Source organism: Stutzerimonas chloritidismutans (genome assembly GCF_051486945.1).
In the GTDB taxonomy this organism is placed as follows: domain Bacteria; phylum Pseudomonadota; class Gammaproteobacteria; order Pseudomonadales; family Pseudomonadaceae; genus Stutzerimonas; species Stutzerimonas chloritidismutans_B.
The window spans coordinates 387770-410124 of sequence record NZ_JAHVDX010000002.1 but is presented as its reverse complement, the minus strand read 5'-3'; the positions used below and the strand labels follow the sequence as shown (position 1 = coordinate 410124).

23 protein-coding genes are annotated in these 22355 nt (G+C 62.0%); 13 read left to right on the top strand and 10 right to left on the bottom strand.

Annotated features, from left to right (window positions below; translation table 11 throughout):
• Positions 1–160: 160 nt before the first annotated feature.
• From KXR72_RS08985 to KXR72_RS08965, 5 genes are all read left to right on the top strand, one after another.
• Positions 161–1036: a YihY/virulence factor BrkB family protein gene (locus KXR72_RS08985; RefSeq protein ID WP_437420765.1), complete on the top strand. Its 876-nt coding sequence runs from the start codon at positions 161–163 to the stop codon at positions 1034–1036.
• A 173-nt stretch (positions 1037–1209) separates the two neighbouring features.
• A complete protein-coding gene (locus tag KXR72_RS08980; protein ID WP_437420764.1) occupies positions 1210–2325 on the top strand; it encodes a glycosyltransferase family 4 protein in 1116 nt (371 codons plus the stop codon).
• Positions 2318–3082: a DUF2334 domain-containing protein gene (locus KXR72_RS08975; protein WP_437420763.1), complete on the top strand. Its 765-nt coding sequence runs from the start codon at positions 2318–2320 to the stop codon at positions 3080–3082. The genes KXR72_RS08980 and KXR72_RS08975 overlap by 8 nt, the downstream gene beginning before the upstream one ends.
• A complete protein-coding gene (locus KXR72_RS08970) occupies positions 3079–4071 on the top strand; it encodes a lysylphosphatidylglycerol synthase transmembrane domain-containing protein (protein WP_437420762.1) in 993 nt (330 codons plus the stop codon). Before KXR72_RS08975 ends, KXR72_RS08970 begins: the two co-directional genes overlap by 4 nt.
• A 90-nt stretch (positions 4072–4161) precedes the next feature.
• The gene (locus tag KXR72_RS08965) at positions 4162–4353 is read left to right on the top strand and encodes a CsbD family protein (RefSeq protein ID WP_437420761.1); all 192 of its coding nucleotides are present in this window, start codon (positions 4162–4164) and stop codon (positions 4351–4353) included.
• Between the two features lie 51 nt (positions 4354–4404).
• Here the strand turns inward: KXR72_RS08965 and fdxA are convergent, their stop codons facing one another.
• The gene (gene fdxA / locus KXR72_RS08960) at positions 4405–4728 is read right to left on the bottom strand and encodes a ferredoxin FdxA (RefSeq protein ID WP_437420760.1); all 324 of its coding nucleotides are present in this window, start codon (positions 4726–4728) and stop codon (positions 4405–4407) included.
• Positions 4729–4858: 130 nt separating this feature from the next.
• The gene (gene mutS, locus KXR72_RS08955; protein ID WP_437420759.1) at positions 4859–7429 is read right to left on the bottom strand and encodes a DNA mismatch repair protein MutS; all 2571 of its coding nucleotides are present in this window, start codon (positions 7427–7429) and stop codon (positions 4859–4861) included.
• Positions 7430–7786: 357 nt separating this feature from the next.
• Here mutS and KXR72_RS08950 point away from each other — a divergent pair, with 357 nt between their 5' ends.
• From KXR72_RS08950 to recX, 3 genes are all read left to right on the top strand, one after another.
• Positions 7787–8287, top strand: coding sequence for a CinA family protein (locus tag KXR72_RS08950; protein ID WP_437420758.1), 501 nt, complete (start codon positions 7787–7789; stop codon positions 8285–8287).
• A gap of 84 nt (positions 8288–8371) precedes the next feature.
• Positions 8372–9421: a recombinase RecA gene (gene recA / locus KXR72_RS08945; protein WP_437420757.1), complete on the top strand. Its 1050-nt coding sequence runs from the start codon at positions 8372–8374 to the stop codon at positions 9419–9421.
• A gap of 5 nt (positions 9422–9426) precedes the next feature.
• Complete coding sequence (gene recX / locus KXR72_RS08940; RefSeq protein WP_437420756.1) at positions 9427–9882, top strand: recombination regulator RecX; 456 nt, start codon at positions 9427–9429, stop codon at positions 9880–9882.
• Between the two features lie 24 nt (positions 9883–9906).
• Here recX and KXR72_RS08935 read toward each other — a convergent pair whose 3' ends face one another.
• Positions 9907–10995: a TIGR00730 family Rossman fold protein gene (locus KXR72_RS08935; protein ID WP_437420755.1), complete on the bottom strand. Its 1089-nt coding sequence runs from the start codon at positions 10993–10995 to the stop codon at positions 9907–9909.
• A gap of 86 nt (positions 10996–11081) precedes the next feature.
• Positions 11082–12476 (bottom strand): MBL fold metallo-hydrolase RNA specificity domain-containing protein, encoded by a 1395-nt coding sequence (locus KXR72_RS08930; protein WP_437420754.1) that lies wholly within the window; start codon positions 12474–12476, stop codon positions 11082–11084.
• Between the two features lie 131 nt (positions 12477–12607).
• On the opposite strand from KXR72_RS08930, the gene KXR72_RS08925 reads away from it, so the two are divergent.
• Positions 12608–15013, top strand: coding sequence for a xylulose 5-phosphate 3-epimerase (locus KXR72_RS08925; RefSeq protein WP_437420753.1), 2406 nt, complete (start codon positions 12608–12610; stop codon positions 15011–15013).
• 23 nt (positions 15014–15036) lie between these two features.
• Here the strand turns inward: KXR72_RS08925 and KXR72_RS08920 are convergent, their stop codons facing one another.
• Complete coding sequence (locus KXR72_RS08920; protein WP_437420752.1) at positions 15037–15429, bottom strand: PA3611 family quorum-sensing-regulated virulence factor; 393 nt, start codon at positions 15427–15429, stop codon at positions 15037–15039.
• A gap of 121 nt (positions 15430–15550) precedes the next feature.
• Here KXR72_RS08920 and KXR72_RS08915 point away from each other — a divergent pair, with 121 nt between their 5' ends.
• Entirely contained in the window at positions 15551–16273 is a 723-nt protein-coding gene (locus KXR72_RS08915; protein WP_437420751.1) for a tRNA-uridine aminocarboxypropyltransferase, read from the top strand.
• On the opposite strand, the gene KXR72_RS08910 is transcribed toward KXR72_RS08915, so the two are convergent.
• Positions 16254–17180: a DMT family transporter gene (locus tag KXR72_RS08910; RefSeq protein WP_437420750.1), complete on the bottom strand. Its 927-nt coding sequence runs from the start codon at positions 17178–17180 to the stop codon at positions 16254–16256. The two genes, KXR72_RS08915 and KXR72_RS08910, sit on opposite strands and share 20 nt — an antisense overlap.
• 241 nt (positions 17181–17421) lie before the next feature.
• Between KXR72_RS08910 and erdR the strand changes: the two genes are divergently transcribed.
• Positions 17422–18072, top strand: a complete 651-nt coding sequence (gene erdR, locus KXR72_RS08905; protein WP_437420749.1) for a response regulator transcription factor ErdR — start codon at positions 17422–17424, stop codon at positions 18070–18072.
• A gap of 26 nt (positions 18073–18098) precedes the next feature.
• Here erdR and KXR72_RS08900 read toward each other — a convergent pair whose 3' ends face one another.
• The gene (locus KXR72_RS08900; protein ID WP_437420748.1) at positions 18099–19025 is read right to left on the bottom strand and encodes a LysR family transcriptional regulator; all 927 of its coding nucleotides are present in this window, start codon (positions 19023–19025) and stop codon (positions 18099–18101) included.
• A 112-nt stretch (positions 19026–19137) separates the two neighbouring features.
• Here KXR72_RS08900 and fpr point away from each other — a divergent pair, with 112 nt between their 5' ends.
• Positions 19138–19914 carry a ferredoxin-NADP reductase gene (gene fpr, locus KXR72_RS08895; RefSeq protein ID WP_437420747.1) on the top strand — a complete coding sequence of 259 codons (777 nt, stop codon included), beginning with the start codon at positions 19138–19140 and terminating at the stop codon, positions 19912–19914.
• 57 nt (positions 19915–19971) lie between these two features.
• Here the strand turns inward: fpr and KXR72_RS08890 are convergent, their stop codons facing one another.
• Positions 19972–20463, bottom strand: a complete 492-nt coding sequence (locus tag KXR72_RS08890) for a YchJ family protein (protein ID WP_437420746.1) — start codon at positions 20461–20463, stop codon at positions 19972–19974.
• Positions 20464–20466: 3 nt separating this feature from the next.
• The gene (locus KXR72_RS08885) at positions 20467–20964 is read right to left on the bottom strand and encodes a DUF6231 family protein (protein ID WP_437420745.1); all 498 of its coding nucleotides are present in this window, start codon (positions 20962–20964) and stop codon (positions 20467–20469) included.
• A 208-nt stretch (positions 20965–21172) separates the two neighbouring features.
• Between KXR72_RS08885 and KXR72_RS08880 the strand changes: the two genes are divergently transcribed.
• Positions 21173–21778: an OmpA family protein gene (locus KXR72_RS08880; RefSeq protein WP_437420744.1), complete on the top strand. Its 606-nt coding sequence runs from the start codon at positions 21173–21175 to the stop codon at positions 21776–21778.
• Positions 21779–21874: 96 nt separating this feature from the next.
• On the opposite strand, the gene KXR72_RS08875 is transcribed toward KXR72_RS08880, so the two are convergent.
• The gene (locus KXR72_RS08875) at positions 21875–22339 is read right to left on the bottom strand and encodes a CopD family protein (RefSeq protein ID WP_437420743.1); all 465 of its coding nucleotides are present in this window, start codon (positions 22337–22339) and stop codon (positions 21875–21877) included.
• Between the last annotated feature and the right edge of the window lie 16 nt (positions 22340–22355).

The following is a 22355-nucleotide window of genomic DNA, read 5'->3' as shown; positions in this document are numbered from 1 at the left end:
CTTCCTTATCGCCCTGCTCCATGCGGTACGGCGCCGGTTGTGCCGCAGCGCACCCTTGCGCGGCACCGGCGTGACGATCGGGCGCGAAGACGGCGAACTCTCGACACAACGGGCCGTCCCAATTTCATCAGTTGGATTTCTAAAAGGCGGGGGACATGCAATGGCGTTGCTGAATACGGGTGGGATCGGCGCATTCGAATTGCTCAAGCGCACCCTCAAGGATTTCAGCAAGGACGACATGACGACCTACGCGTCGGCGCTGGCCTACCGGGGTATTTTCTCGCTGTTCCCGTTCCTGCTCTTTTTCATCGCCATGCTCGGCATGCTCGACCTGCAGGACTTCTTCACCTGGTTGCGCGAGCAAGTGTCGCTGGTCCTGCCGCCGGACGCGCTGGACCTGGTCAACCCGGTGATCGACCAGTTGCAGAATCAGAAGAGTGGCGTGCTCTCGGTGGGTATCCTCGTCGCGCTCTGGTCGGCATCGATTGGCATCCGTTCGCTGATGAACGCGATGAACCGCGCCTACGACGTCGAGGAGGGCCGGCCGACCTGGAAGCTGATGCTTCTGGCAGTGGTGTACACCATCAGCCTGGCGATCATCCTGCTGTGCGCGGCAGCCCTGATGATCATCGGTCCGCAGGTCATGGCGTGGTTGGCCGACCAGGTCGGCTTGAAGGAAATCGTGGTCACGCTCTGGACCTGGCTGCGCTGGCCGGTGATCGTGTTCTTGATGATGCTGGTGGTTGCGGTGCTCTATTACGTTACGCCCGACGTAGAGCAACAGTTTCGTTTCATAACCCCGGGCTCGGTGGTCGCGGTCATCGTCTGGATTGGCGCGTCTGTCGGCTTCGGCATCTACGTGCAGAACTTCGGTAACTACGACGCCACCTACGGCAGCATCGGCGCGGTCATCGTGCTGCTTCTTTACTTCTATATTTCTGCGGCGGTATTGCTGTTTGGTGCCGAGATGAACGCGGTCATCGAGCATGCGTCCAGCGAAGGCAAGGACGACGGAGACAAGCGCGTCGACGACTGACTCATCGGCGGTGCGCGCGTGTAGAGCGCTGCGAACGACAGCGAATGCGGGCGGTCCATTGGATCATTGCAAAACCTTTCGGGATGGACCGGCAGGCAACGTCGGGTCTGGTCCCGCGTTGGCGGTTGCGTCTTTCCGAAAGTGCTGCATCAGGATCACGGAGACGCTCCATCTTGCACATCGCAGACATGACCATGTTCTATGCCCCTGCCAGCGGCGGGGTGCGTACCTATCTCGAGGCCAAGCATCGCCGCCTGCAACTCTATTCCGGGGTACGCCACAGCATCCTGGTGCCTGGTGACCGCCATCGGCACAGTGCAGGGATCTACCAGATTCCGGCGCCGGCGCTGCCGTTCGGCAAGGGCTATCGCTTCCCAGTGCGCCGCGCACCCTGGCGCAACCAGCTTCGCGTCCTGCATCCGGACGTCATCGAGGTCGGCGATCCCTACATGACCGCCTGGGCCGCACTGGACGCGGGCCGCCGGCTGGATGTGCCGGTGATTGGCTTCTATCACTCGGACCTGCCGCTGCTGGTGAGCAATCGCATCGGCCGGTGGCTGGGCGCTAACATGAACGGCTACGTGTCTCGGCTGTACCGCAGTTTCGACCGGGTTCTAGCGCCCAGCCGCGTGATGGCCGACAAGCTCAGGATGCTCGGTGTGCCGAACGTCTATGTGCAGCCGCTGGGCGTCGATCTGGATACCTTTCGCCCCGAGCGCCGCGACACGGGCATCCGGGGCGAGCTCGGGCTGGCCGATGACACCCGGCTGATGATCTTTGCGGGACGCGGGTCGCGGGAGAAGAACATCCCGGTATTGCTGGAAACCGCGCGCCAGCTAGGCAAGCCGTATCACTTGCTGCTGGTCGGGTCACGCATGCCGCAGCGCGTGCCGGGCAATGTCACGGTCGTCGATCAGTTCTGCCCGGCCAACGAAGTGGCGCGCTACATGGCCAGCTGCGACGTGCTCCTGCACGCCGGCAACCAGGAGACGTTCGGCCTGGTCGCGCTCGAGGCGATGGCCAGCGGTATTCCCGTCGTTGCCGCGCGCGCCGGCGCCCTCCCGGAACTGGTGCCGTTCCATACCGGTCGGCTGTGCCGCCCGCTGGATGCGACGGCCATGGCGCAGGCGGTACGTGAGTTGTTCGAGGATGATCCCCGCCTGATCGGTGCCCAGGCGCGACAGCACGTCGAGGCGCACCATGCTTGGGATGCGGTAGTGGCCGGCCTGCTTGCGCACTACCATGCCGTGCTCGGTACGGCCGAACTGCCGGTCGCCGTCCATGGCTGAGCGTAGCTTGATGCTGGTGCTGCACGATGTGGCGCCCGAGACCTGGCCGGACTATCGGCCCTTTGTCGAGGCGGTGGACCAGCTAGGCGATATCCCGATTTCCTGGCTGGTCGTGCCGGACTTCCATCGGCGTAACCCGCTCGAAGCCCATCCCGACTTCGTCCGGCTGCTGGATGGTCGTCTGGCTCGAGGCGATGAGCTGATCCTGCATGGCTATTTTCATGCCGACGAGGCGCCGCCGCCGCGCACGCCGCGGGATTGGTTCATGCGCCGGGTCTTTACGCATGAAGGCGAATTCTATCCGCTCGACGAAGGCGAGGCGTCGCGCCGGCTCGATGACGGAATGGCACTGTTTCGTCGGCTCGACTGGCCGCTGCACGGCTTCGTGCCGCCAGCCTGGCTGCTCGGTCCCGGTGCTCGTCGTGCACTGGCGCGTACTGGCCTTACCTACACCAGTGATCCTGGGCATTTTTACCGGCTGCCGGACTACCAGCGCATCGAGGCGCCGGGTTTGGTCTGGAGTGCCCGCAGTGCTTGGCGCCGTGGCGTCTCGCGCCTGGTCAGCGAGCGAGCGTTGCTGCGTCATCGGGATGCGCCGGTGCTGCGCCTCGGATTGCACCCGGTCGACATGCGGCATCGCTTCGCTCGTGAATACTGGCTGGAGGTGCTGGGCCGACTGCTGCGCGACGGGCGTCGACCCGTCACCAAGATTGACTGGCTGAACGGCCATTGGCGAGCCGCGAGTGCCGCCGCATGAATCGACGCTGGTGGTTGCTCGCTGGCGCCTTGCTGACGGCGGGGCTGGTTCCGCTGCTGCTAGGCGGCAGCGGGCTATTCGAGCGCCTGCGACGCTTCCCGGTGGATCTGCTCGCCGTCATGCTGGGCATGATCGTGGTCGGCTGGTTTCTCAACGCCTTGCGTTTGCGATTGTTGGTCGGATGGCGCCGGTTGAGCCAGCCGCGCGCCGTCGGAATCGTCATCGCCACCGAGTTCGCGATCTGCGCCACGCCCGGCGGCGCCGGCGGGCCGCTAACCATGATGGCGCTGCTCCATCGCCGGGGCATCGCGGCGGCAAAGGGCACCGCTACTTACGCCGTCGAGCAGCTCACGGATCTGTTGTTCTTCGCCTGCGCGCTGGTTGGCGTGCTGATCTATGCAGTTACGCATTCGCTCAACAGCTACATCGCGAGCCTGCTGGGCTTTAGTGCGGCGCTATTGGTCGGCCTGATCGTATTGCTCGCGTTGCTTGGGCGCTTCCATCGGCAGGTGTTTCGTTTCAACGGGTGGTTGATCGAGCGTGTCGGAGTAAAGGCGCATCGCAGGCTCGGCTGGGCGCGCAAGATGCTGAGTTTCCGTAATGCACTGCTCGAATGCTTCCGCTTGCCGCGGGCCATCCTACTCGCTGTATTTGTTCTCACGACCCTGCATTGGCTGCTGCGGTACAGCGTGCTCTACCTCACCCTGCAAGGCCTTGGTAGCCAACTCGCCTGGGCTTGGACGTTCATCGTGCAACTGCTTTCGTTGACCGCCGGCCAGCTCAGCCTGCTACCCGGCGGTGCCGGCAGTGCTGAATTGGCGTCAGCCGCCTTGCTTGCGCCCTTGGTGGGCAAGCCGACGGCCGCGGCGGCAATCCTGATCTGGCGGTTCGTGACTTATTACTTCTACCTGATTGCCGGTGCGCCGCTTTTTTTGCATCTGGCGGGCCGGCCCTTGCTGAGCCGGCTAGTCAGGGCAAGGAGCGGCTGAACCAGGGACGACCGTTCCTCGGTCAGGCGAAACTATCCACGCCCAGTTCTAGTCAACCGCATGCAACCCATAGACATAGAGGGAAACGCCATGAGCAGTACTGAAGACAAGATGAAAGGCAACCTCAACGAAGCGGCTGGCAAGGTCAAGCAGGGCGTCGGCGAAGCGACCGACAACGAGCGGATGAAGGGCGAAGGCCAGCGGCAGGAAATCAAAGGCGATGCTCAGCAGGTCAAGGGCGAAGCCAAGGACACCATCAAGAAAGGTGTCGATCGCACCTGACGATCACGCAAAAAAATGCCCGCTTCGGCGGGCATTTTTTTGAGTGGTGTTTTACCGCTCCAGGTATTGCAGCTTGTCTTTCACGCCGTCCCATTCCTCGGCATCCGGCAGCGAGTCTTTCTTCTCGGTGATGTTTGGCCAGATATCGGCCAGGTCGGCGTTCAGCTGAATGTATTCCTGCTGCTCGTCCGGCACTTCATCTTCGGAGAAGATCGCCTGGGCGGGGCATTCCGGCTCGCAGAGCGCGCAGTCGATGCACTCGTCCGGATGAATGACCAGAAAGTTCGGGCCTTCGTAAAAGCAGTCCACCGGACAGACTTCCACGCAGTCGGTGTATTTGCACTTGATGCAGTTGTCGGTGACGACGAAGGTCATTCTAGCTATCTCCTCAGGCGTGTCAGGTGGCGTTACGGTGACGCCCCTGTTCGGCAAGGGCTATGTCGGTACCAGGCAATACCGGCCATATCCAAAAAATGCGCGCGATTCTAGCAGCTTTTTCTGGCCGTCAGACGCGTGTTTTAAGGTTGTATAACAGCTCCAGCGCCTGACGCGGTGTCAGGTCATCGGGATTGATCCGCCCGAGCTCCTCGAGCACAGGATGCGGGAGGCTGGCGAACAGGTCGTTCTGCATCGGCGGTGCGGGCTGTCCGACCGCCATTTTCGGCGTTTCGTGCGGCAAGCTGGTGGTTTCCAGCCGCGACAGATGGTCGCGCGCACGCTGGATAACCGGACCGGGCACGCCGGCCAGTTGCGCGACGGCCAGCCCGTAGCTCTGGCTCGCCGGGCCCGGCAGCACGTGATGGAGGAAGACGATGCGCTCGTTGTGCTCGGTCGCCGAGAGATGCACGTTGGCAACCACGGGCTTGCTTTCCGGCAGCACGGTCAACTCGAAATAGTGCGTGGCAAACAGCGTGAAGGCGCGCAGCTCTGCCAGGTGCTCGGCGGCAGCCCATGCCAGGGACAGGCCGTCGAACGTGCTGGTGCCGCGACCCACTTCATCCATCAGTACCAGGCTGCGGTCGCTGGCGTTGTGCAGGATGTTGGCGGTCTCGCTCATTTCCACCATGAAGGTCGAGCGTCCACCTGCCAGGTCGTCCGAAGAGCCGATGCGGGTGAAGATGCGGTCGACCAGCGAGAGCTGACAGGCCTTGGCCGGCACGAAACTTCCAATCTGCGCAAGCAGGATGATCAGTGCGGTCTGGCGCATGTAGGTCGACTTACCCCCCATGTTTGGGCCAGTGATGACCAGCATGCGGGTGTCGTCGTCCAGCTGGAGGTCGTTGGCGACGAAGGGCGTTTGTAGCACCTGCTCGACGACGGGGTGCCGCCCTTGCTCGATCTGCAAGCAGGGATGCTCGACGAAGCGCGGGCGGTTGAGGTCCAGGTTCAGGGCGCGCTCGGCCAGGTTGCTCAGCACGTCCAGTTCGGCCAAGGCCGCGGCGCTTTCCTGCAGGGGCGCGAGGTGCTCGATCAGCCGTTCGAGCAATTCTTCATAGAGCTGCTTTTCACGCGCCAGCGCACGGCTTTTCGCTGAGAGGGCCTTGTCCTCGAATTCCTTGAGCTCCGGGGTGATGAAACGCTCAGCGCCCTTGAGCGTCTGCCGACGTATGTAGTCAGCCGGTGCCGACTCGGCTTGCTTGCTTGGCAGCTCGATGAAGTACCCGTGCACACGGTTGTAGCCGACCTTGAGGTTGGCCAAGCCGGTGCGGGCCTTTTCCCGGCTTTCCAGGTCCATCAGGTACTGGCCTGCGTTCTCCGACAAGGATTGGAGCTCGTCCAGTTCGGCGTCGTAGCCAGTCTTCAGCACGCCGCCGTCGCGGATCACCGCCGGTGGGTTGTCGATGATCGCGCGAGCCAGCAGTTCTGCCAGCTCAGGATAAGTGCGGATGGTCGCAGCCAGCTCGATCAGGTGCGGTGCGACGAGCTCGCGCATGCCGTCTTGCAGCAGCGGCAGCGCAGCGAGGGCATCACGCAGCCGGGCCAGATCACGCGGGCGAGCGTTGCGCAGGCCGATGCGCGCGAGGATCCGTTCGAGATCGCCGATTTCCTTGAGCTGAGGTTGGATCTGCTCGAAGCGATAGTGCTCGAGCAGACAGGTGATCGAGTCCTGACGAGCCTCGAGCAAGGCGCGATCGCGCAGCGGGCGGTTCAGCCAGCGGCTGAGCAGGCGGCTGCCCATGGCGGTCTGGCAACGATCGACCACCGATTGCAGCGTGTTGTCCCGGCCACCGCCGAGGTTGATGTCCAGCTCCAGGTTGCGCCGCGTCGCGCCGTCAAGGATCACGGTTTCGTCGAGGCGCTCGTGGCGCAGGCTGCGCAGATGGTGCAGGGCCGTGCGCTGGGTTTCCTTGGCATAAGCGAGCAAACAACCCGCGGCGCCCAGCGCAAGCGTTAGCTTTTCGCAACCGAAGCCCTTGAGATCCTGGGTGCCGAATTGCTGGCACAAGCTCTTGAATGCGGTGTCACGGTCGAAATCCCAGGGCGCCCGCCGGCGCACGCCACGCCGTTTTTCGAGGGGCAACCCAGTGGGCCAGTCGTCCGGAATCATCATCTCTGCCGGATTGAGCCGCTCGACCTCGGCCAGCAACGTTTCCCAGCCGCCGAACTCTTGCACGCTGAAGCGGCCGCTTGTGATGTCCAGCACGGACAGGCCGAACAGCTTCTCATCACCGACCACAGCGGCAAGCAGATTGTCACGGTGCTCATCGAGCAGCGCCTCGTCGCTAACCGTACCGGGCGTGATGATGCGTACAACCTGGCGTTCGACCGGGCCTTTGCTGGTTGCCGGGTCGCCGATCTGCTCGCAGATCACTACCGACTCGCCCAGCTTCACCAGCCGGCTGAGATAGCCTTCGGCCGAATGAAACGGAATGCCGGCCATAGGAATCGCGCTACCGCCGGACTGGCCGCGGGCGGTGAGGGTAATGTCCAGCAGCTTGGCCGCCTTCTTGGCGTCGTCATAGAACAGCTCGTAGAAGTCACCCATCCGGTAGAACATCAGCTGGTCCGGATGCTCGCGCTTGAGCTTCCAATATTGCTGCATCATGGGTGTGTGATGAGACAGGTCGTTTGACATAGGGCTCGATACTTGGAAATCGGGTGTGCTGGAAAAATGCAAGGGCAGCGTCGCTCAGCGTGGGTTGCGAGCGTTCGGCGGGCCATCCGCCGCCCGGGTGAACGAAACCGGCAAGGTTATCACGGGCCGCCGTCGGAACGCTTGGATAGGGCGCCTGGGCAGGGCAGGCCGCAGACCTGGCGGACAACGCTAGGGGGCGTGCGATAACAGGCGCGCAGCCTCGACCGGCCTGGTTCTGATACCTGACAGCCTTGTTTATGTTCCTTGAAATGCAGCGGCACTGGATGTGCGCTGCGGCTGACCGCATCCCGGAGCGGCTGCTAAGGTAGCGCCCTGGAAGACGATCCCGGAGCCTTCATGTCCCGCTTGACCGATCTAGCCGCCCAACTGGGGCAAGTCCTCGCGCAGCAAGCCGCGCAGGTCACCACTGCCGAGTCCTGTACGGGGGGCGGCATTGCCGAAGCGATCACCCGCATCGCCGGCAGTTCTGCTTGGTTCGAAGCGGGCTTCGTCACCTACTCGAACGAACAAAAGACCCGCCAACTGCAGGTCCCGCCCGCGTTGTTCAGTCGCGTAGGTGCGGTCAGTCACGAGGTGGTCGAGGCCATGATCGCCGGTGCTCAACAGGCCAGCGGAGCGCGTTATGCGGTGGCCGTCAGCGGTGTGGCGGGACCGGGAGGTGGCTCGCCGGAAAAACCTGTCGGTACGGTTTGGCTAGCGTGGGGGCGAGGAGAAGAGCGGTTCGCCCGCTGCTTTCGTTTCAATGGCGATCGCCAGGCCATCCGGGAGCAGAGCGTGGAAGCGGCACTCGTCGGATTGATCCGTCTGACGGCCGGAGAAATTCCGTACGAGGGCTAGGCGCTCGTTTTTGCCTATGCTCTAATACTGTCTACTTATACAGTTGTTGTGGCCTCTGGCCCTCTTGATCAAGTGAGGATTGTAATGGACGAGAACAAGAAGCGCGCCTTGGCTGCCGCCTTGGGCCAGATCGAAAAGCAGTTCGGCAAAGGCGCAGTCATGCGCATGGGCGATCACGATCGTCAGGCGATTCCCGCTATTTCCACCGGTTCGCTGGGGTTGGACATCGCGCTGGGTATTGGCGGCCTGCCCAAGGGCCGTATCGTCGAAATCTACGGTCCCGAGTCGTCTGGTAAGACCACGATGACCCTCTCGGTAATCGCCGAAGCACAGAAGGCAGGTGCCACCTGCGCTTTCGTCGACGCTGAACACGCATTGGACCCGGACTATGCCGGCAAGCTGGGCGTGAATGTCGACGACCTGCTGGTATCCCAGCCCGACACTGGCGAACAGGCCCTTGAAATCACTGACATGCTGGTTCGCTCCAACGCGGTCGATGTGATCATCGTTGACTCCGTTGCAGCCTTGGTGCCCAAGGCCGAGATCGAAGGTGAAATGGGCGATGCCCACGTCGGCCTCCAGGCTCGCCTGATGTCCCAGGCGCTGCGCAAGATTACCGGTAACATCAAGAACGCCAACTGCCTGGTGATTTTCATCAACCAGATCCGCATGAAAATTGGCGTGATGTTCGGTAGTCCCGAAACCACCACAGGTGGTAATGCACTGAAGTTCTACGCCTCCGTGCGCCTCGACATTCGCCGTACCGGTGCGGTGAAAGAGGGCGACGAGGTGGTCGGTAGCGAAACTCGCGTCAAGGTCGTCAAGAACAAGGTCGCGCCGCCGTTCCGCCAGGCCGAGTTCCAGATCCTTTATGGCAAAGGTATCTACCGCAACGGCGAGATCATTGACCTCGGCGTACAGCAAGGCTTGGTCGAGAAGTCGGGTGCCTGGTACGCCTATAAGGGCAACAAGATCGGTCAGGGCAAGGCAAACGCCGCCAAGTTCTTGGAAGAAAACCCGGAAATCGGTCGCGAGATCGAGCAGCAGATTCGCGACAAACTGCTGGTCGTATCGTCCGGCTCCAACGGCAAGACCAGCCCGGTCGCTGAAGATCTCGTCGAAGCCGATCTCTGACCGCCATGCCCGTCGTGCTCGATAGTCCCGCTGCGGTGCGGCGGGCCGCTATGGATCTGCTAGCGCGCCGTGAGCATGGGCGCGTCGAGTTGAGTCGCAAGCTTCGTTCTCGAGGCGCGCCGGAGGCGCTTGTCGAACCGGCGCTGGATAGGCTTGCCGAAGAAGGGCTGCTCAGCGAAGCGCGCTATTTGGAAAGCTTTGTGCGGATGCGGGCAAATGCGGGTTACGGCCCGCTGCGTATCCGGGAAGAGTTGGGACAGCGGGGGTTGGATCGACACGACATCGATCGTGCCCTGAGCGAAAGTGGCTTCGACTGGAACGAGCAATTGCAGGCTGTCTGGCAGCGGAAGTTTGGTGGCGCCCGGCCGGCGGACCAAAAAGAGCGCGCCAGGCAGGGCCGATTCCTCAGTTACCGCGGTTATCCGCTGGATTCGATCGGACGCTTGCTGCGCAACGGTTGAGGCTTGCTTTCGTGAGGCCGGGCCTCAAAGCGATGCATTCGGCTCGGCCCAGTTGCTCGCGTCGTTCAGATAGTCGGTGAGTTCGCGCAGCCGGCCATGGTCCCGTCCGTTGAAGACGAATGCGAGGCGGGGCAACCCCTGCAACTCTGGTTCGTCCCGTTCCGCTTCGCAGCTGCTTTGCTGCTCGAACCGGCCGTGTAGGCACAGATCGGCGAATTGCTCATTCACCTGCTCAAGAGCGGTGTCGCTGAGCAGGCGATTCATGCGCATCACGAACCGGTCTTTCAGCCAGCGGCTCGAATGGAAATTGCGATAGAAACGGTTTATTTCCTCGGCCGCCGCCTCGGCGCTGTCCACGAGGCGCATCAGTCGCATGTCGGTGGGAAGGATGTAACGGTTGCCTTCGAGCTGGTGGCGTATGAAGTGCAGCGCATCCTTCCAATAGGTGCCCCCAGGCTCGTCGAGCAGGACGATGGGCACCAGGGGGCTTTTGCCGGTCTGGACCAGAGTCAGCACCTCGAGCGCCTCATCCAGGGTGCCGAAACCGCCAGGAAAAAGCACGAGCGCGTCGGCTTCCTTGATAAAGAACAGTTTGCGGACGAAGAAGAAATGGAACGACAGCAGGTGATCGGTCCCGTCCACTGTGGCGTTGGCGTGCTGCTCGAACGGTAATGTGATGTTCAATCCCAGACTGTTGTCAGTGCCAGCGCCTTCGTGCGCGGCCGCCATAATGCCGCCCCCTGCTCCGGTGATTACCATCAGCCCATCGCGGGCAAGGACGGCGCCGAGCGACTTTGCCAAGGAATAGAGCGGATGCTCGACCGGCGTGCGCGCAGAGCCGAACACAGTCACCTTGCGGCGTCGCTTGAGTGGGTCGAGGCGGCCGAAGGCATGCTCCATCTCGCGCATCGTCTGCAGCAGAATCTTGGCATCCCAACGGCTACGGTCGGCCTGGGCCATGCGCACGACGGTCACCAGCATCTCGCGGTAGAGCTCTAGGTTCTGGCTTGACGGTGGTGCGGCCAGCGAGACCAGCTTGTCGATCGTTCTGGCTAGGTCGGCACCGCTCGTCTTGAAGTGGCGGGACAGATAATCGTCCGGTTCAAAAGCCATACGGCGGTGTCTCCCTTCAAGGATGTAGTGGTGCGCTGGCCGGTAGATCGGTCAAAGCCTCGAAACCGGGTGCCACGATACCCGCATCAGAGCGCGATGCGGTCCCCGGGTTCCGGGATGCGGGCCTGTAGGGATAGGCGCTCGGCTAGGGTGCGTTGCAACACCTGCATCTTCTCCGATTCACCATGCACGAGATAGAGCTCCGGTTTGGGATCGAAATGCGCGACCCAGTCGATTAGCTGCGTTTGCCCGGCGTGGGCTGAAAAGCCGCCAAGCGTGTGAACCCGTGCGTTCACTGCAATGCGTTGGTGCAGCAGCTTGACCGTTTTCGCGCCGTCTACGATGGCCCTGCCTAGCGTGCCGCGCGCTTGGAAGCCCGGGATGATCAGATGGCACTCCTTGCGCCACAGGTTGTGCTTGAAGTGATGCAGGATGCGCCCGCCACTGCACATGCCGCTCCCGGCGATAATGATCGCCCCGCTCTTGAAGCGGTTGATGGTCATCGATTCTTCGGGCGTCGGCGTCGGCTTGAGAATGGGCAACCACTTTTCCAGCCGTAGCTGGGTGCGGTGCTCAGAGCCTGCGATTTCTAATTGCTCTCGGAAGGACGAATAGATGGCGTTGGCGCGGATTGCCATGGGACTGTCGAGGAACACGGCTTGCTGGGGGACTCGGCCTTGCTGGTACAGCTGGCCAAGGTAATAGATGAGGTCTTGGGTGCGCCCGACAGCGAAGGATGGCATCAGGACGTTGCCACCGTCCCGATGTGCTTGTTGAAGAATGTCGGCCAGTTCCTCTAGGGTCGCTTCGTGGTCTCGATGATCGCGGTCGCCATAGGTCGATTCCATCAGGACCACGTCCGCCTCGCGCAATGGCGTCGGGGGGTGCATCAGGGGTGACGTATCGTTCCCCAGGTCGCCAGAAAAGACCAGGCGGCGCTGACGATCGAAGTCGAGCACATCAACCTGGACGATAGCCGAACCGAGAATGTGGCCGGCGTCGAACAGCGTAACGCTCACGCCTGGCGCTACCTCGAACGCTGCGCCGTATTCATGTGGCTCGCGTTGTAGCAGCATCCGCTCGCTGTCGGCGCGGGTGTACAGTGGTTTGATCGGCGGCTTGTTCAGGCGCGCCCGCCAGCGGTTCTCCCACTCGGCGTCCTTTTCCTGAAGCGTCGCCGAATCGAGCAGCATCAGCTCAAGCAGTTGGCAGGTTGCGGTCGTCGCATGGATGGGCCCTCTGTAACCCGACGCAACCAGCTTGGGCAGAAGGCCGCTATGGTCGATATGGGCATGCGAAACGACCACAGCGTCTAGGGTGGTGGGGTCGAAAGAGAACGCCATGCGATTGCCGGCTTCCTCCTCACGCCGGCCCTGGCGCAAGCCGCCGTCAAGCAAGACGCGTGCGCCGCCGTGGGTTTCGATCAAGTAACACGAACCGGTGACCTGCTGGATGGCGCCAAGAAAGCTGAGCAAAGCCATAGACACTCCTGTCTGTTGGGGTGTTGGCATCAGAATGCCCGCCGGCCTTTCGTTGCGTCTTGACGTATATCAGAGAGCTGCGCTGGGTCGCCGCCTAGACTACCTCAACCGCTAATCAACGGAGCGTGCCCATGACCCAGCTATTGCCCAGCCTTGCCGAACTGGATCGCCATGCCGACAGCCAGCCGGAATTCGCGCTTTGGCGGCAGGGCTACGGACCGTTCATGCATTCGCTGGAGACTCAGGCTGCGGTCTACCGGCTTGCGCACCAATTGGTTCAGGCTGACCTCCAACCCGAACTGGCTGACGTGTACCGCCTGTTGCAGGCGCTCGACCGCCTGGCTTCGGCCGGGCTTTGGCTGGTTGTGCACATGACCTATGCGCGGCGGGTCCGGCTGGACGGCGGCCCGCTCGAGGCCGAGGACTTCAAGCCCAACCCTGAAGGCCATACGGGCGGGTCGTTGAATATGGTGCCGGCCTATGCAGGCTATCTAGGCATCAACGCGCTGACAGGCACGACCCGGGGCTGGATGATGGGGCAGGGTCACTGTGTTGCGGCGATCGAAGCGTTGAATTTGCTGAGCGACAACTTGCAGCCCGAGCAGCAGAAGGCTTACGGGGCGGGTGAGGCCGGAATCGACCGGCTGCTCAATGACTTTTACGGCTATGAACTGGCGCCCGACGGTGTGCCTGCGGCCCCATTGGGCAGCCACGTCAATGCACACACGGGTGGCGGAATCGCCGAAGGGGGATATCTCGGCTTCGCTGAGCTTCAGTACGGCCACCTGCCGATGCCTGGCGAAACGCTGGTCGCCTTCCTGTCAGATGGCGCTGCTGAAGAGCAGCGCGGCAGCGACTGGATGCCACGCTGGTGGCGCGCCGAAGATTGTGGAATGGCCCTGCCGATCATGATTGCTAACGGCCGACGTATCGAGCAGCGCACGCAGCTCGGCACGCACGAGGGCCTGGAAGGCTTCCGTCAGCACCTGAGCCGCTGTGGTTTCGATCCGATTCCCTTCGATGGCCGTGACCCTGCCGCCTTCGTCTGCATGCTGTGGGAGATGGAGCAGCGCCTGAGTCGTCGGATCGACGAAAAAGGGCGCGGCATTCTCGCCTATCCGCTGCCCATTCCATATGGCATTGCCGAAACTGAAAAGGGATTCGGTTTTTACGGGGCGGGCAGCAATGCGGCTCATAACTTGCCTCTACCAGGCAATCCGCACCGCGACGAAACGTCACGCAGGCTGTTCAACGAACACGTCGCGCCGTTATTCGTTCCGGAGGACATGCTGCAGGGCGCGCGTGAGCGGCTGCGTCAGCATCGCCAAGGGCGACCGCTCGAACGTGACAACACCATGGCGCTGCGCAGGCCTTCCGAACCGCGGATGCCCCGGTTGGCCTACCGCGAGGAGGCCGGCTCACCAATGGCTGCGGTGGACGACTTCTTTGTCGAACTCACTCGCCTGAATCCTGAGCTGCGTGCGCGGGTCGGAAACCCCGACGAGTTGGCAAGCAACCGCCTTGGCGGCGTTCTGACCGCGCTCAGGCATCGCGTGGTGGAGCCGGAAAGCGACCTCGAAGCACTCGATGGAAAGGTCATCACAGCGCTCAACGAAGAGGCCGTGGTGTCGGCCTGCCTGGCTAACCAGGGCGGCCTCAACCTTGTCGCCAGCTATGAGGCGTTCTGCGTGAAGATGCTGGGCGCAGTGCGGCAAAGCCTGCTTTTCGCTCGGCAGCAGAAGGAGGTCGGTCGACCAGCCGGCTGGCTGGGTTGGCCGCTGGTTGCCACGTCCCATACCTGGGAAAACGGCAAGAACCAGCAGTCCCACCAAGACACGACCTTCTGCGAGGCCCTGCTCGGTGAAATGAACGACATGGCGCGGGTTTTGTTTCCTGCCGACTACAACAGCGCGCTGGCGCTGCTGCCTTCGATCTACCAGGCGCGCGGCACGCTTGCTTGCCTGGTCATGCCCAAGCGCGACCGGCCGATTCAATTCGATGCCTTGCAGGCAGAGCGTCTGGCGAACGAGGGGGCGATCATCGTCGACGAAACCCAGGGGTTTCAGCCTCTGCTGCTGATCGCCAACGGTAGCTATCAATTGACTGAAATGCAGCGGGCGGCAGCCCGGCTCCGGCAGGCCGACGTTGCCTATCGCCTTGTCTATCTGCAGGAGCCGGGTCGCTTCCGGGCGCCGCGGGATCGCTGGGAAATCGATGCGCTGGCCGCCGATGGCGTCGCTGAGCGACTGTTTCCCGAACGGATGCCGCTGAGGGTCTTGCTCACCCATATGCGGCCGGAAGTGGTGCGCGGGCATCTATGGCCAATCTTGCCCGATGCCCAGCGCAACTCGGTACTGGGCTACCGCAACCGCGGCGGTACGCTGGACGAAGCAGGCATGCAGTTCGCCAACCGGGCAACTTGGGCGAACGTTCTAGCGGCCTGTGCTCGTCTGCTTGACGTGCCCCGCACGGCGCTACTCAAACCGGATGAGGCGGCCGCCGTCGCCGGAAAGGGTGATCCACGCGTCCTTCGCTGACGCGTCGCCCGGTACAGCGGCAATTAGCAGTCGCTGGCGCGATAGCGTTCGGTAGTGATCGGCTTCTTGCTCTGGTACTCGCTGAACTCGAAGCGCAGCACCGCACCACGGTTCATCAACTCGCGCAGGCCGTTGTTGTTGCAAACGCTCGCGGCCAGCTGGGTCCGGACATCCTTGGGATTGTCGCGCATCTGCGCGGCATGACGAGGCTGCACGCTGAGGTGGTTGACCAGCTCGTTGCCATCGACGCTATAGCCTTCGTCCAGCAAGTCGGAATTGATGGCCCTGGGCGTACCGACACTGCTTTCTCGGGCAACCTGTTCGAGCAACTGGTTGAGCGCAGAGGCCTGTGCGGATGCCGTCGAGGCGAAGGGAAGGGCGAGGCAGAAGGCGAAAATCGTGGTCAGACGGTGCATGGGGTTCTCCTGATGACTGCCGTCGTTCGACCGGCCCCTGCTGGCGCGGTTCAGTGACTGCTGCTGGCGGTCACGGCGAGGCTGTTAGAATGCGTGCCCGATTCGATCGTGCAATCAGACCATGCCCCATGCCGTAGCTCGGCTTCGCGCCGTCCGCCAGGCCAGAGCCGCCAAGCCCTTCATTGCTCGAGGTTCGCGCACCGACCGCTGCGAGCGCTGCCGCGTCGCGCATAGCCACTGTCTATGCGCGCTACGCCCGACGGTCGAGGCGCGCAGCGGCATGTGCCTGATCATGCACGATATCGAACCGCTGAAACCGAGCAACACCGGCTGGCTGATTGCCGACGTGATCAGCGATACCCATGCGTTCGGCTGGCAGCGGACCGATGTTGACCCGGCGCTGACCAGATTGCTGTCCCATCCCGCTTATCAGCCGTACCTGGTGTTTCCGGGTGAATACGCCGAGGCCGGACGAGTCGTCGAGCATGTAGTGCCTGCTGCGGGCAAGCGCCCCTTGTTCGTATTGCTCGACGCGACCTGGACCGAGGCGCGCAAGATGTTCCGTAAGAGCCCCTACCTGGACGGTTTGCCCGTGCTCAGCCTGCAGGCCGAGGTGTTGTCACGCTACCGCCTGCGGCGCTCCAAACGCAGCGAACATCTGTGCACTGCAGAGGTCGCTGCGCTGTGCCTTGGCCTGGCTGGCGAGGCGACTGCCGCAGCGGCCCTGGATGCCTGGCTCGATGTTTTCACCGACCACTACCTGGGGGCCAAGCACCATCGCCTGCCTGACCTGGACGATGACGTGCATCGTGCACTGACGGGCTTCAACGGGCTGGGTCGTTGATGGGGGGCTGAGGCGCGGCCAGCACGGGCGCGGGCTTGCGCGGCCACAATTGAGCCGCGAGCATGCCGGCAAACATCAGGGCGCAGCCGAAATAGCCGCGCATCGTTAGGCTCTCGTCGAGAAATACCGCGCCGGCAGCAGCGGCAAAGACCGCCTCAAGCGACAGAATCACCGCCGCATGCGAGGCAATCGCATGTTTTTGAGCCACGACTTGCAGGGTGTAGCCGACCCCGACGGCAAACATGCCGCCGTAGACGAGCGCAGGCGCAGCGAGACGAATCTGCTCGAGGCTAGCCTCTTCGAACAGCGCTGCCAGAATCAGACTGACCACCGCACAGGTGACGAACTGCAGGAACGCGAGGCGGATGGCGTCATGCCGGCTGACAAAAAAACTCACCAGCAACACGTGGACTCCCCAGACAAAGGCGCCAGCCAGCTGAATCCAGTCACCCGACGCGACAGTGAAATTCTCGCCGATGCTGAGAAATGCCATCCCCACCACCGCCAGCAGCGCGCCAATCCAGGTGCCGAACCCGGTTCTCTGGCCGATGAAAAGCCCAAGCAGCGGCACGACGATGACGTAAAGGCCGGTAATGAAGCCGGAGTTGGTGACGCTGGTGAACAGGAGACCAACCTGCTGCAAATTGATGCCGGTGGTCAACGCCAGCCCCATGAACAACCCGCCCAGCAGCAGGCCGCGTTGAAAGAAGGGTTCATGCCGAGCGGCGCCGCGCCCCTGGTGCAGCATTAGCGGCAGCAGCACGATGGCGCCCAGTGCGAAACGCAAGCCGGTGAAGAGAAATGGGCCGATGTTGTCCATGCCGATGCGCTGAGCCACGAAGGCGCTGCCCCAGATCATGGCGGTAATGAGCATCAGGATATCGGCACGCAGGGCTTGGTTACGCATGAGGGGGCTCGTCGGCGGAAAAGGCGGCAAACTTTGCATCAAAAGCGGGCTGCTTGACCACCAATTCGCGGGTCGTCATGCTTGCGCCGCCGAATAAATGCCTCCCGATAATCGAATTTCGGGTGGTGGCGAGATATCATCACGCCGGTTCGTTATGACTGCTCCCTGTCGACGTTCGTCTACGCCCTTCGGAATCGGCCCTGGCCGGTGAAAGCGCCAATATAAAAACCATAGGTCTGCCATGGCTGCTTACGAAATCCTCATTGCCGATGATCACCCTCTCTTTCGCAGCGCACTTCAGCAAGCATTGACGCTTGGCCTGGGTGATGGCGTGCGCCTATCCGAAGCGGCCAGCATCGCCGAATTGGAAGCGCTGCTGAACCGCACGGCCGACTGGGACCTGGTGCTGCTGGACTTGAACATGCCCGGTGCCTACGGCTTTTCCGGCTTGGTCCTGCTGCGCGGGCAATACCCGCAGTTACCCGTCGTGATGATTTCCGCGCAGGAGGAGGCGGCCGTGGTCGCGCGATCGCGCGAATTCGGTGCCAGCGGCTTCATACCTAAATCCAGCTCGTTGGAAACTATTCAGCAGGCCGTTCGCGCCGTGCTCGACGGGGATGTCTGGTGGCCAAGCCAGATCGAAGACGTTGGCCATGTCAGCCCCGAGGCTAAAGCGGCCAGCGAAGGTCTGGCCAGCCTGACGCCGCAGCAATTCCGCGTGCTGACGATGGTGTGTGATGGCCTGCTGAACAAGCAGATCGCTTATGAACTGAGTGTCTCCGAAGCCACTATTAAGGCGCATGTAACGGCGATCTTCCGCAAGCTGGGCGTTCGCACCCGCACCCAGGCGGCCCTGTTGCTGCAGCAGATGGGATCGATCCCCAGCAATTGATCGCATCGTCCAAACGCCTGCTTCGTTCAGGCGATTGGCGGCAGAACAATCTCGTCGCTTCGCCGAATGCCAGCCGTGAGGGCCTGGCATTGGGCAATGAATTCACGCATAGCTGCGCTCTGATACTTCAGCGAGTGCCAGATAAAGTAGAACTGCCGCGCAAGATCCAGCTCCGGCGTTTCGAGCGCCACCAGGCTGCCGCGGCGAAAGGCGTCGCGCAGGGCGAGCCTGGAAATGCAGCCGATTCCCAAGCCGGATTCAACGGCACGTTTGATGGCCTCGGTGTGTTCCAGCTCCAGGCGGATGTTCAGCTTCGACGGATGATGACGGGTAGCCTGGTCGAAGGTCAGGCGTGTACCGGAGCCTTGTTCGCGTAGAATCCAGGCCTCGCGTGATAACTGATCGAGGCTGACCTTGCCGGTGCCAGCCAACGGGTGTTGCGGCGCGCAAAACACTACGAGTTCGTCCTCGACCCAGGGCAACACTTCGATGTCCGGGTGCTGGCAATCGCCTTCGATCAGGCCTAGATCAATTTCATGCTGTGCGACCTGGTGGACAATATGCGCGGTGTTTTGCACGTGAAGTTTTACGCGGCATTCGGGATGGCGTTGCATGAAGCTGCCGATCAAAAGCGTCGCCAGGTAGTTGCCTACCGTCAACGTCGCCCCGACGGTCAGCGAGCCAAAGCCGGTTTTCCCCGCGAGCAGGTCCTCGATTGCCTTGGCCTGGTCGAGCAGGCTGACCGCTTGCGGCAGCAGTTGATGGCCTAGCGCGTTGAGCCACAGGCGCTTTCCCGCACGGTCGAACAGTTGGCAACCCGTTTGCCGTTCAAGTTCGGCAAGCGAGGTGCTGGTGGCTGATTGCGACAGCGCGAGGGTTTCGGCCGCTCGGGAGACGCTCTCTTGGCGGGCAATGGCGACGAACACTTCAAGTTGACGCAACGTAAAATGCATATCTATATAACCGATAACCTATATCGTTAATATTCGTTTAACAGATAATAGCTGGCTCGATAGACTTCGATGAAATTTGCTGCGCTGTGGTGCGCTAGAGAGGAATTCGTACATGAGCAACCTGAACGTCGAACGTGTCCTGAGTGTTCATCACTGGAACGACACGCTGTTCAGTTTCAAAACCACCCGTAACCCGGGCCTTCGTTTCGAAAACGGTCAGTTCGTAATGATCGGCCTGGAGGTCGAAGGTCGGCCGCTGATGCGCGCCTACAGCATTGCCAGCCCGAACTACGAAGAACATCTCGAGTTTTTCAGCATCAAGGTTCCGGATGGCCCGCTGACGTCTCGCTTGCAGCATCTCAAGGAAGGGGACTCGCTGATGGTCAGCCGCAAGCCGACCGGTACCCTCGTGCTGGACGACCTGCTGCCAGGCAAGCACCTTTACCTACTCAGCACCGGTACGGGTTTGGCGCCGTTCATGAGCGTCATCCAGGACCCGGAAACCTACGAGCGGTTCGAAAAGGTCGTGTTGGTTCATGGCGTGCGCTACGTCAACGAAGTGGCATACCGCGAGTTCATCACCGAGCATTTACCGCAGAACGAATTCTTTGGCGAGGCGCTGAAGGAAAAGCTGATCTACTACCCGACCGTGACCCGCGAGCCGTTCGAAAATCAGGGCCGCCTGACCGATCTGATGCGCAACGGCAAGCTCTTCCAAGACATTGGCCTGCCGCCCATCAACCCGGAAGACGACCGCGCGATGATCTGCGGTAGTCCGAGCATGCTGGCCGAGACCAGCGAAGTACTCGACAGCTTCGGTCTGAAAGCGTCGCCGCGTATGGGCGATCCGGGCCACTACCTGATCGAGCGTGCATTCGTCGAGAAGTAAGCGTCAGCGAATGCGAAGGCCGGCCAGCATGCGCTCGCCGGCCTTTTTGCCGCTTGTTTAGAGGTAAGGCGCACAGCATTTCTTGAACTTCTGCCCGCTGCCGCAGGGGCAGGGATCGTTTCGGCCTGCGTGCAGCGGCACTGTGGAATCGATGAAATACCAGCGCCCATCGCGTTGCACGAAGGCGGAGCGCTCGTGTTGCGCGTGCTCGCCGGTACGGTCGTGCCAGCGTGCGGTGAAACTGACCCGTGCATGCTCCGGCTGGCCGCCAAGCACTTGGCTCTCTTCGACGTCCAGGCCTAACCAGGTGCTCGCCGCGCTCCACTCTCTCATCGCTTGAAGATCCAGCGATGATTGCTGGACGGGCAGGGTAGTGGCCTTGAGGTAGTCAACCAGGCCAAGCACGTAAGCACTGTAGCGTGACCGCATGAGCCGCTCGGCGCTTGGGGCCGGCAGGCCGGCGTGATAGCGCCCGCAGCAGTCGTCTAGTGCATCGCCGCTGCCGCACGGGCAGTTCGGAACCTTGTCGAGCGAGTCGGTCGAGATCATGCATTACCACCAATATTTGCCAAACATCTGAGGATTGGCCCAGAACTTCGCGTTCAACCAACTTGGAACCTGCTTGTAGTCAAGCAGGTCGTAGGTGAAGAGGGTCAAGGTCTGTCCGTCGCGCTCGAAGCAGGCATTCAGCTGTAACGCCAGGGCGAAGAAGTCGGTCGCCTGCCAGTCGCAAGCATTCAGATCAACCAGAACCGCCATGCGGCTGGCATTGAGGTTACGGATGCCCCCGAGCAGGTGCAGGCCGTCTCGCTTGGCAAGGTGTTCGAGGCAGTCCGCCACGATCGCCAGCTGGTAGCGCTGAGCGGTAATCGAGGCTGGCAGTGGCGCGCTTGTTGCGCGGTCTAGCTGAACGTCGGGTCGGCTGCCGCGATAGGCCTCGATGGCGGGTAGGTCGCTTTGGCCAACGTGTAGCAAACGATCTGGCGCGTGCCGTTCCAGCAGGGCGGCGAGGGCCTGTTGTGGGCTATGCGCTGAGTTAGATGCGATCAAGCCATGATCCTCCGGGTCAGGTGTCGACGGGTGCGGATACGCTGCTCGATGCGCCTGTCAAAGCGTCAAGACTAGCGCGGCGGCGCATGCCGGCCTAGTCTCGTTATAACTGGAGCTGCTTATGCCTGCCCGCATGGCGCTCTGGCCGATCCCATATCAGGAGGCTTTACCGATGAGTAGCGTACGGACAGCAGTACCCGTGATTGTAATGACCACCGTCCTGGCCGGCTGTGCAGGGGTGCAAAAAGAGGATTGGCCCACCTGTGCGGCTGTTGGCGGTGTAACCGGTGCCGCCCTTGGGGCCATCGAGAGCAGCACCTATACAGGGTACGGGGCCCTGATCGGCGGGGGCATGGCAGCAGCGTATTGCTGGGCTAACGGGACCGAGCAGGAAACGGTCGCAATGGTAGAAACCGTCCAGCCTGAACCCGCGCCTGTTGCTTCGGAACTGGAACCGGCTGCTGAGCCCGTTCGTGTCGAGCTGGACGTCAAGTTCGATTTCGACCGAGCCGAGGTCAAGCAAGACAGCATGGACGACATCCGTGACCTGGCTGACTTCATGAAGCAGTACGGGCAAACCACCACCGTCGTCGAAGGACACACCGACTCCGTTGGCACTGACGCGTACAACCAACGCCTGTCGGAGCGTCGCGCCAACGCCGTACGTGACGTTCTGGTGAACCAGTACGGATTGGAAGGCAGCCGGGTCGATTCGGTTGGCTATGGTGAGTCCCGCCCGGTAGCCGATAACGCTACCGAAGAAGGCCGCGCCATCAACCGTCGCGTAGAGGCGGAAGTCGAAGCGCGCCCCTGATAGCGGGAACGTCAGTTCGGGTGTGAGCATGTGCGGTACCGAGCGTCGCAGCCGGTATCGCACCGCTGGTCATGCCCGGCTTTGTATCGCTGAGCATTAGAACAGCGGCCGGGCGCTCGCCAGCGCCACGACGATAAACCCCAGCACTAGATTAACGGCGACCATTTGGCGAATGCGCCCTAGCGCCGCCCCGCCTTCAGACGACTTCTGCGCATCGATGGCGCGCTTAAGTTCCGGTAGCTGCAGCAGCTGGATGCGCAGGAACAGCGCCAGCATGACCAGGTACAGTCCTGCCATCACCTGTACATAACGCGGCGCGGCATCCAGGCTGGCGAAGCGCATGTGCCAGATGCCGAAACCGCTGATCGGCAATATCAGTACCGCGATCCATACCCAGACAAAAAATCGCCTGAACACGCCGGCCCAGAGTGTGAGCCGCTCAGGCGGTTGCAGGTGGGCGGCGGCGGCCGGTCGCAGCACCATCCACGCGAAGAACATTCCGCCTACCCAGATCATGGCGGTCAGGACGTGCAACGCATACAGCAGCGCGTATGGGGTCATGGAAAAAATCTCCGGT

Bases quoted from the DNA above. Each gene is read 5' to 3' on its own strand.
- KXR72_RS08985 (WP_437420765.1), top strand. From the start codon at position 161: ATGGCGTTGCTGAATACGGGTGGGATCGGCGCATTCGAATTGCTCAAG.
- KXR72_RS08975 (WP_437420763.1), top strand. From the start codon at position 2,318: ATGGCTGAGCGTAGCTTGATGCTGGTGCTGCACGATGTGGCGCCCGAG.
- KXR72_RS08970 (WP_437420762.1), top strand. From the start codon at position 3,079: ATGAATCGACGCTGGTGGTTGCTCGCTGGCGCCTTGCTGACGGCGGGG.
- KXR72_RS08965 (WP_437420761.1), top strand. From the start codon at position 4,162: ATGAGCAGTACTGAAGACAAGATGAAAGGCAACCTCAACGAAGCGGCT.
- fdxA (WP_437420760.1), bottom strand. From the start codon at position 4,728: ATGACCTTCGTCGTCACCGACAACTGCATCAAGTGCAAATACACCGAC.
- mutS (WP_437420759.1), bottom strand. From the start codon at position 7,429: ATGTCAAACGACCTGTCTCATCACACACCCATGATGCAGCAATATTGG.
- KXR72_RS08950 (WP_437420758.1), top strand. From the start codon at position 7,787: ATGTCCCGCTTGACCGATCTAGCCGCCCAACTGGGGCAAGTCCTCGCG.
- recA (WP_437420757.1), top strand. From the start codon at position 8,372: ATGGACGAGAACAAGAAGCGCGCCTTGGCTGCCGCCTTGGGCCAGATC.
- recX (WP_437420756.1), top strand. From the start codon at position 9,427: ATGCCCGTCGTGCTCGATAGTCCCGCTGCGGTGCGGCGGGCCGCTATG.
- KXR72_RS08935 (WP_437420755.1), bottom strand. From the start codon at position 10,995: ATGGCTTTTGAACCGGACGATTATCTGTCCCGCCACTTCAAGACGAGC.
- KXR72_RS08930 (WP_437420754.1), bottom strand. From the start codon at position 12,476: ATGGCTTTGCTCAGCTTTCTTGGCGCCATCCAGCAGGTCACCGGTTCG.
- KXR72_RS08925 (WP_437420753.1), top strand. From the start codon at position 12,608: ATGACCCAGCTATTGCCCAGCCTTGCCGAACTGGATCGCCATGCCGAC.
- KXR72_RS08920 (WP_437420752.1), bottom strand. From the start codon at position 15,429: ATGCACCGTCTGACCACGATTTTCGCCTTCTGCCTCGCCCTTCCCTTC.
- KXR72_RS08915 (WP_437420751.1), top strand. From the start codon at position 15,551: ATGCCCCATGCCGTAGCTCGGCTTCGCGCCGTCCGCCAGGCCAGAGCC.
- KXR72_RS08910 (WP_437420750.1), bottom strand. From the start codon at position 17,180: ATGCGTAACCAAGCCCTGCGTGCCGATATCCTGATGCTCATTACCGCC.
- erdR (WP_437420749.1), top strand. From the start codon at position 17,422: ATGGCTGCTTACGAAATCCTCATTGCCGATGATCACCCTCTCTTTCGC.
- KXR72_RS08900 (WP_437420748.1), bottom strand. From the start codon at position 19,025: ATGCATTTTACGTTGCGTCAACTTGAAGTGTTCGTCGCCATTGCCCGC.
- fpr (WP_437420747.1), top strand. From the start codon at position 19,138: ATGAGCAACCTGAACGTCGAACGTGTCCTGAGTGTTCATCACTGGAAC.
- KXR72_RS08890 (WP_437420746.1), bottom strand. From the start codon at position 20,463: ATGATCTCGACCGACTCGCTCGACAAGGTTCCGAACTGCCCGTGCGGC.
- KXR72_RS08880 (WP_437420744.1), top strand. From the start codon at position 21,173: ATGACCACCGTCCTGGCCGGCTGTGCAGGGGTGCAAAAAGAGGATTGG.
- KXR72_RS08875 (WP_437420743.1), bottom strand. From the start codon at position 22,339: ATGACCCCATACGCGCTGCTGTATGCGTTGCACGTCCTGACCGCCATG.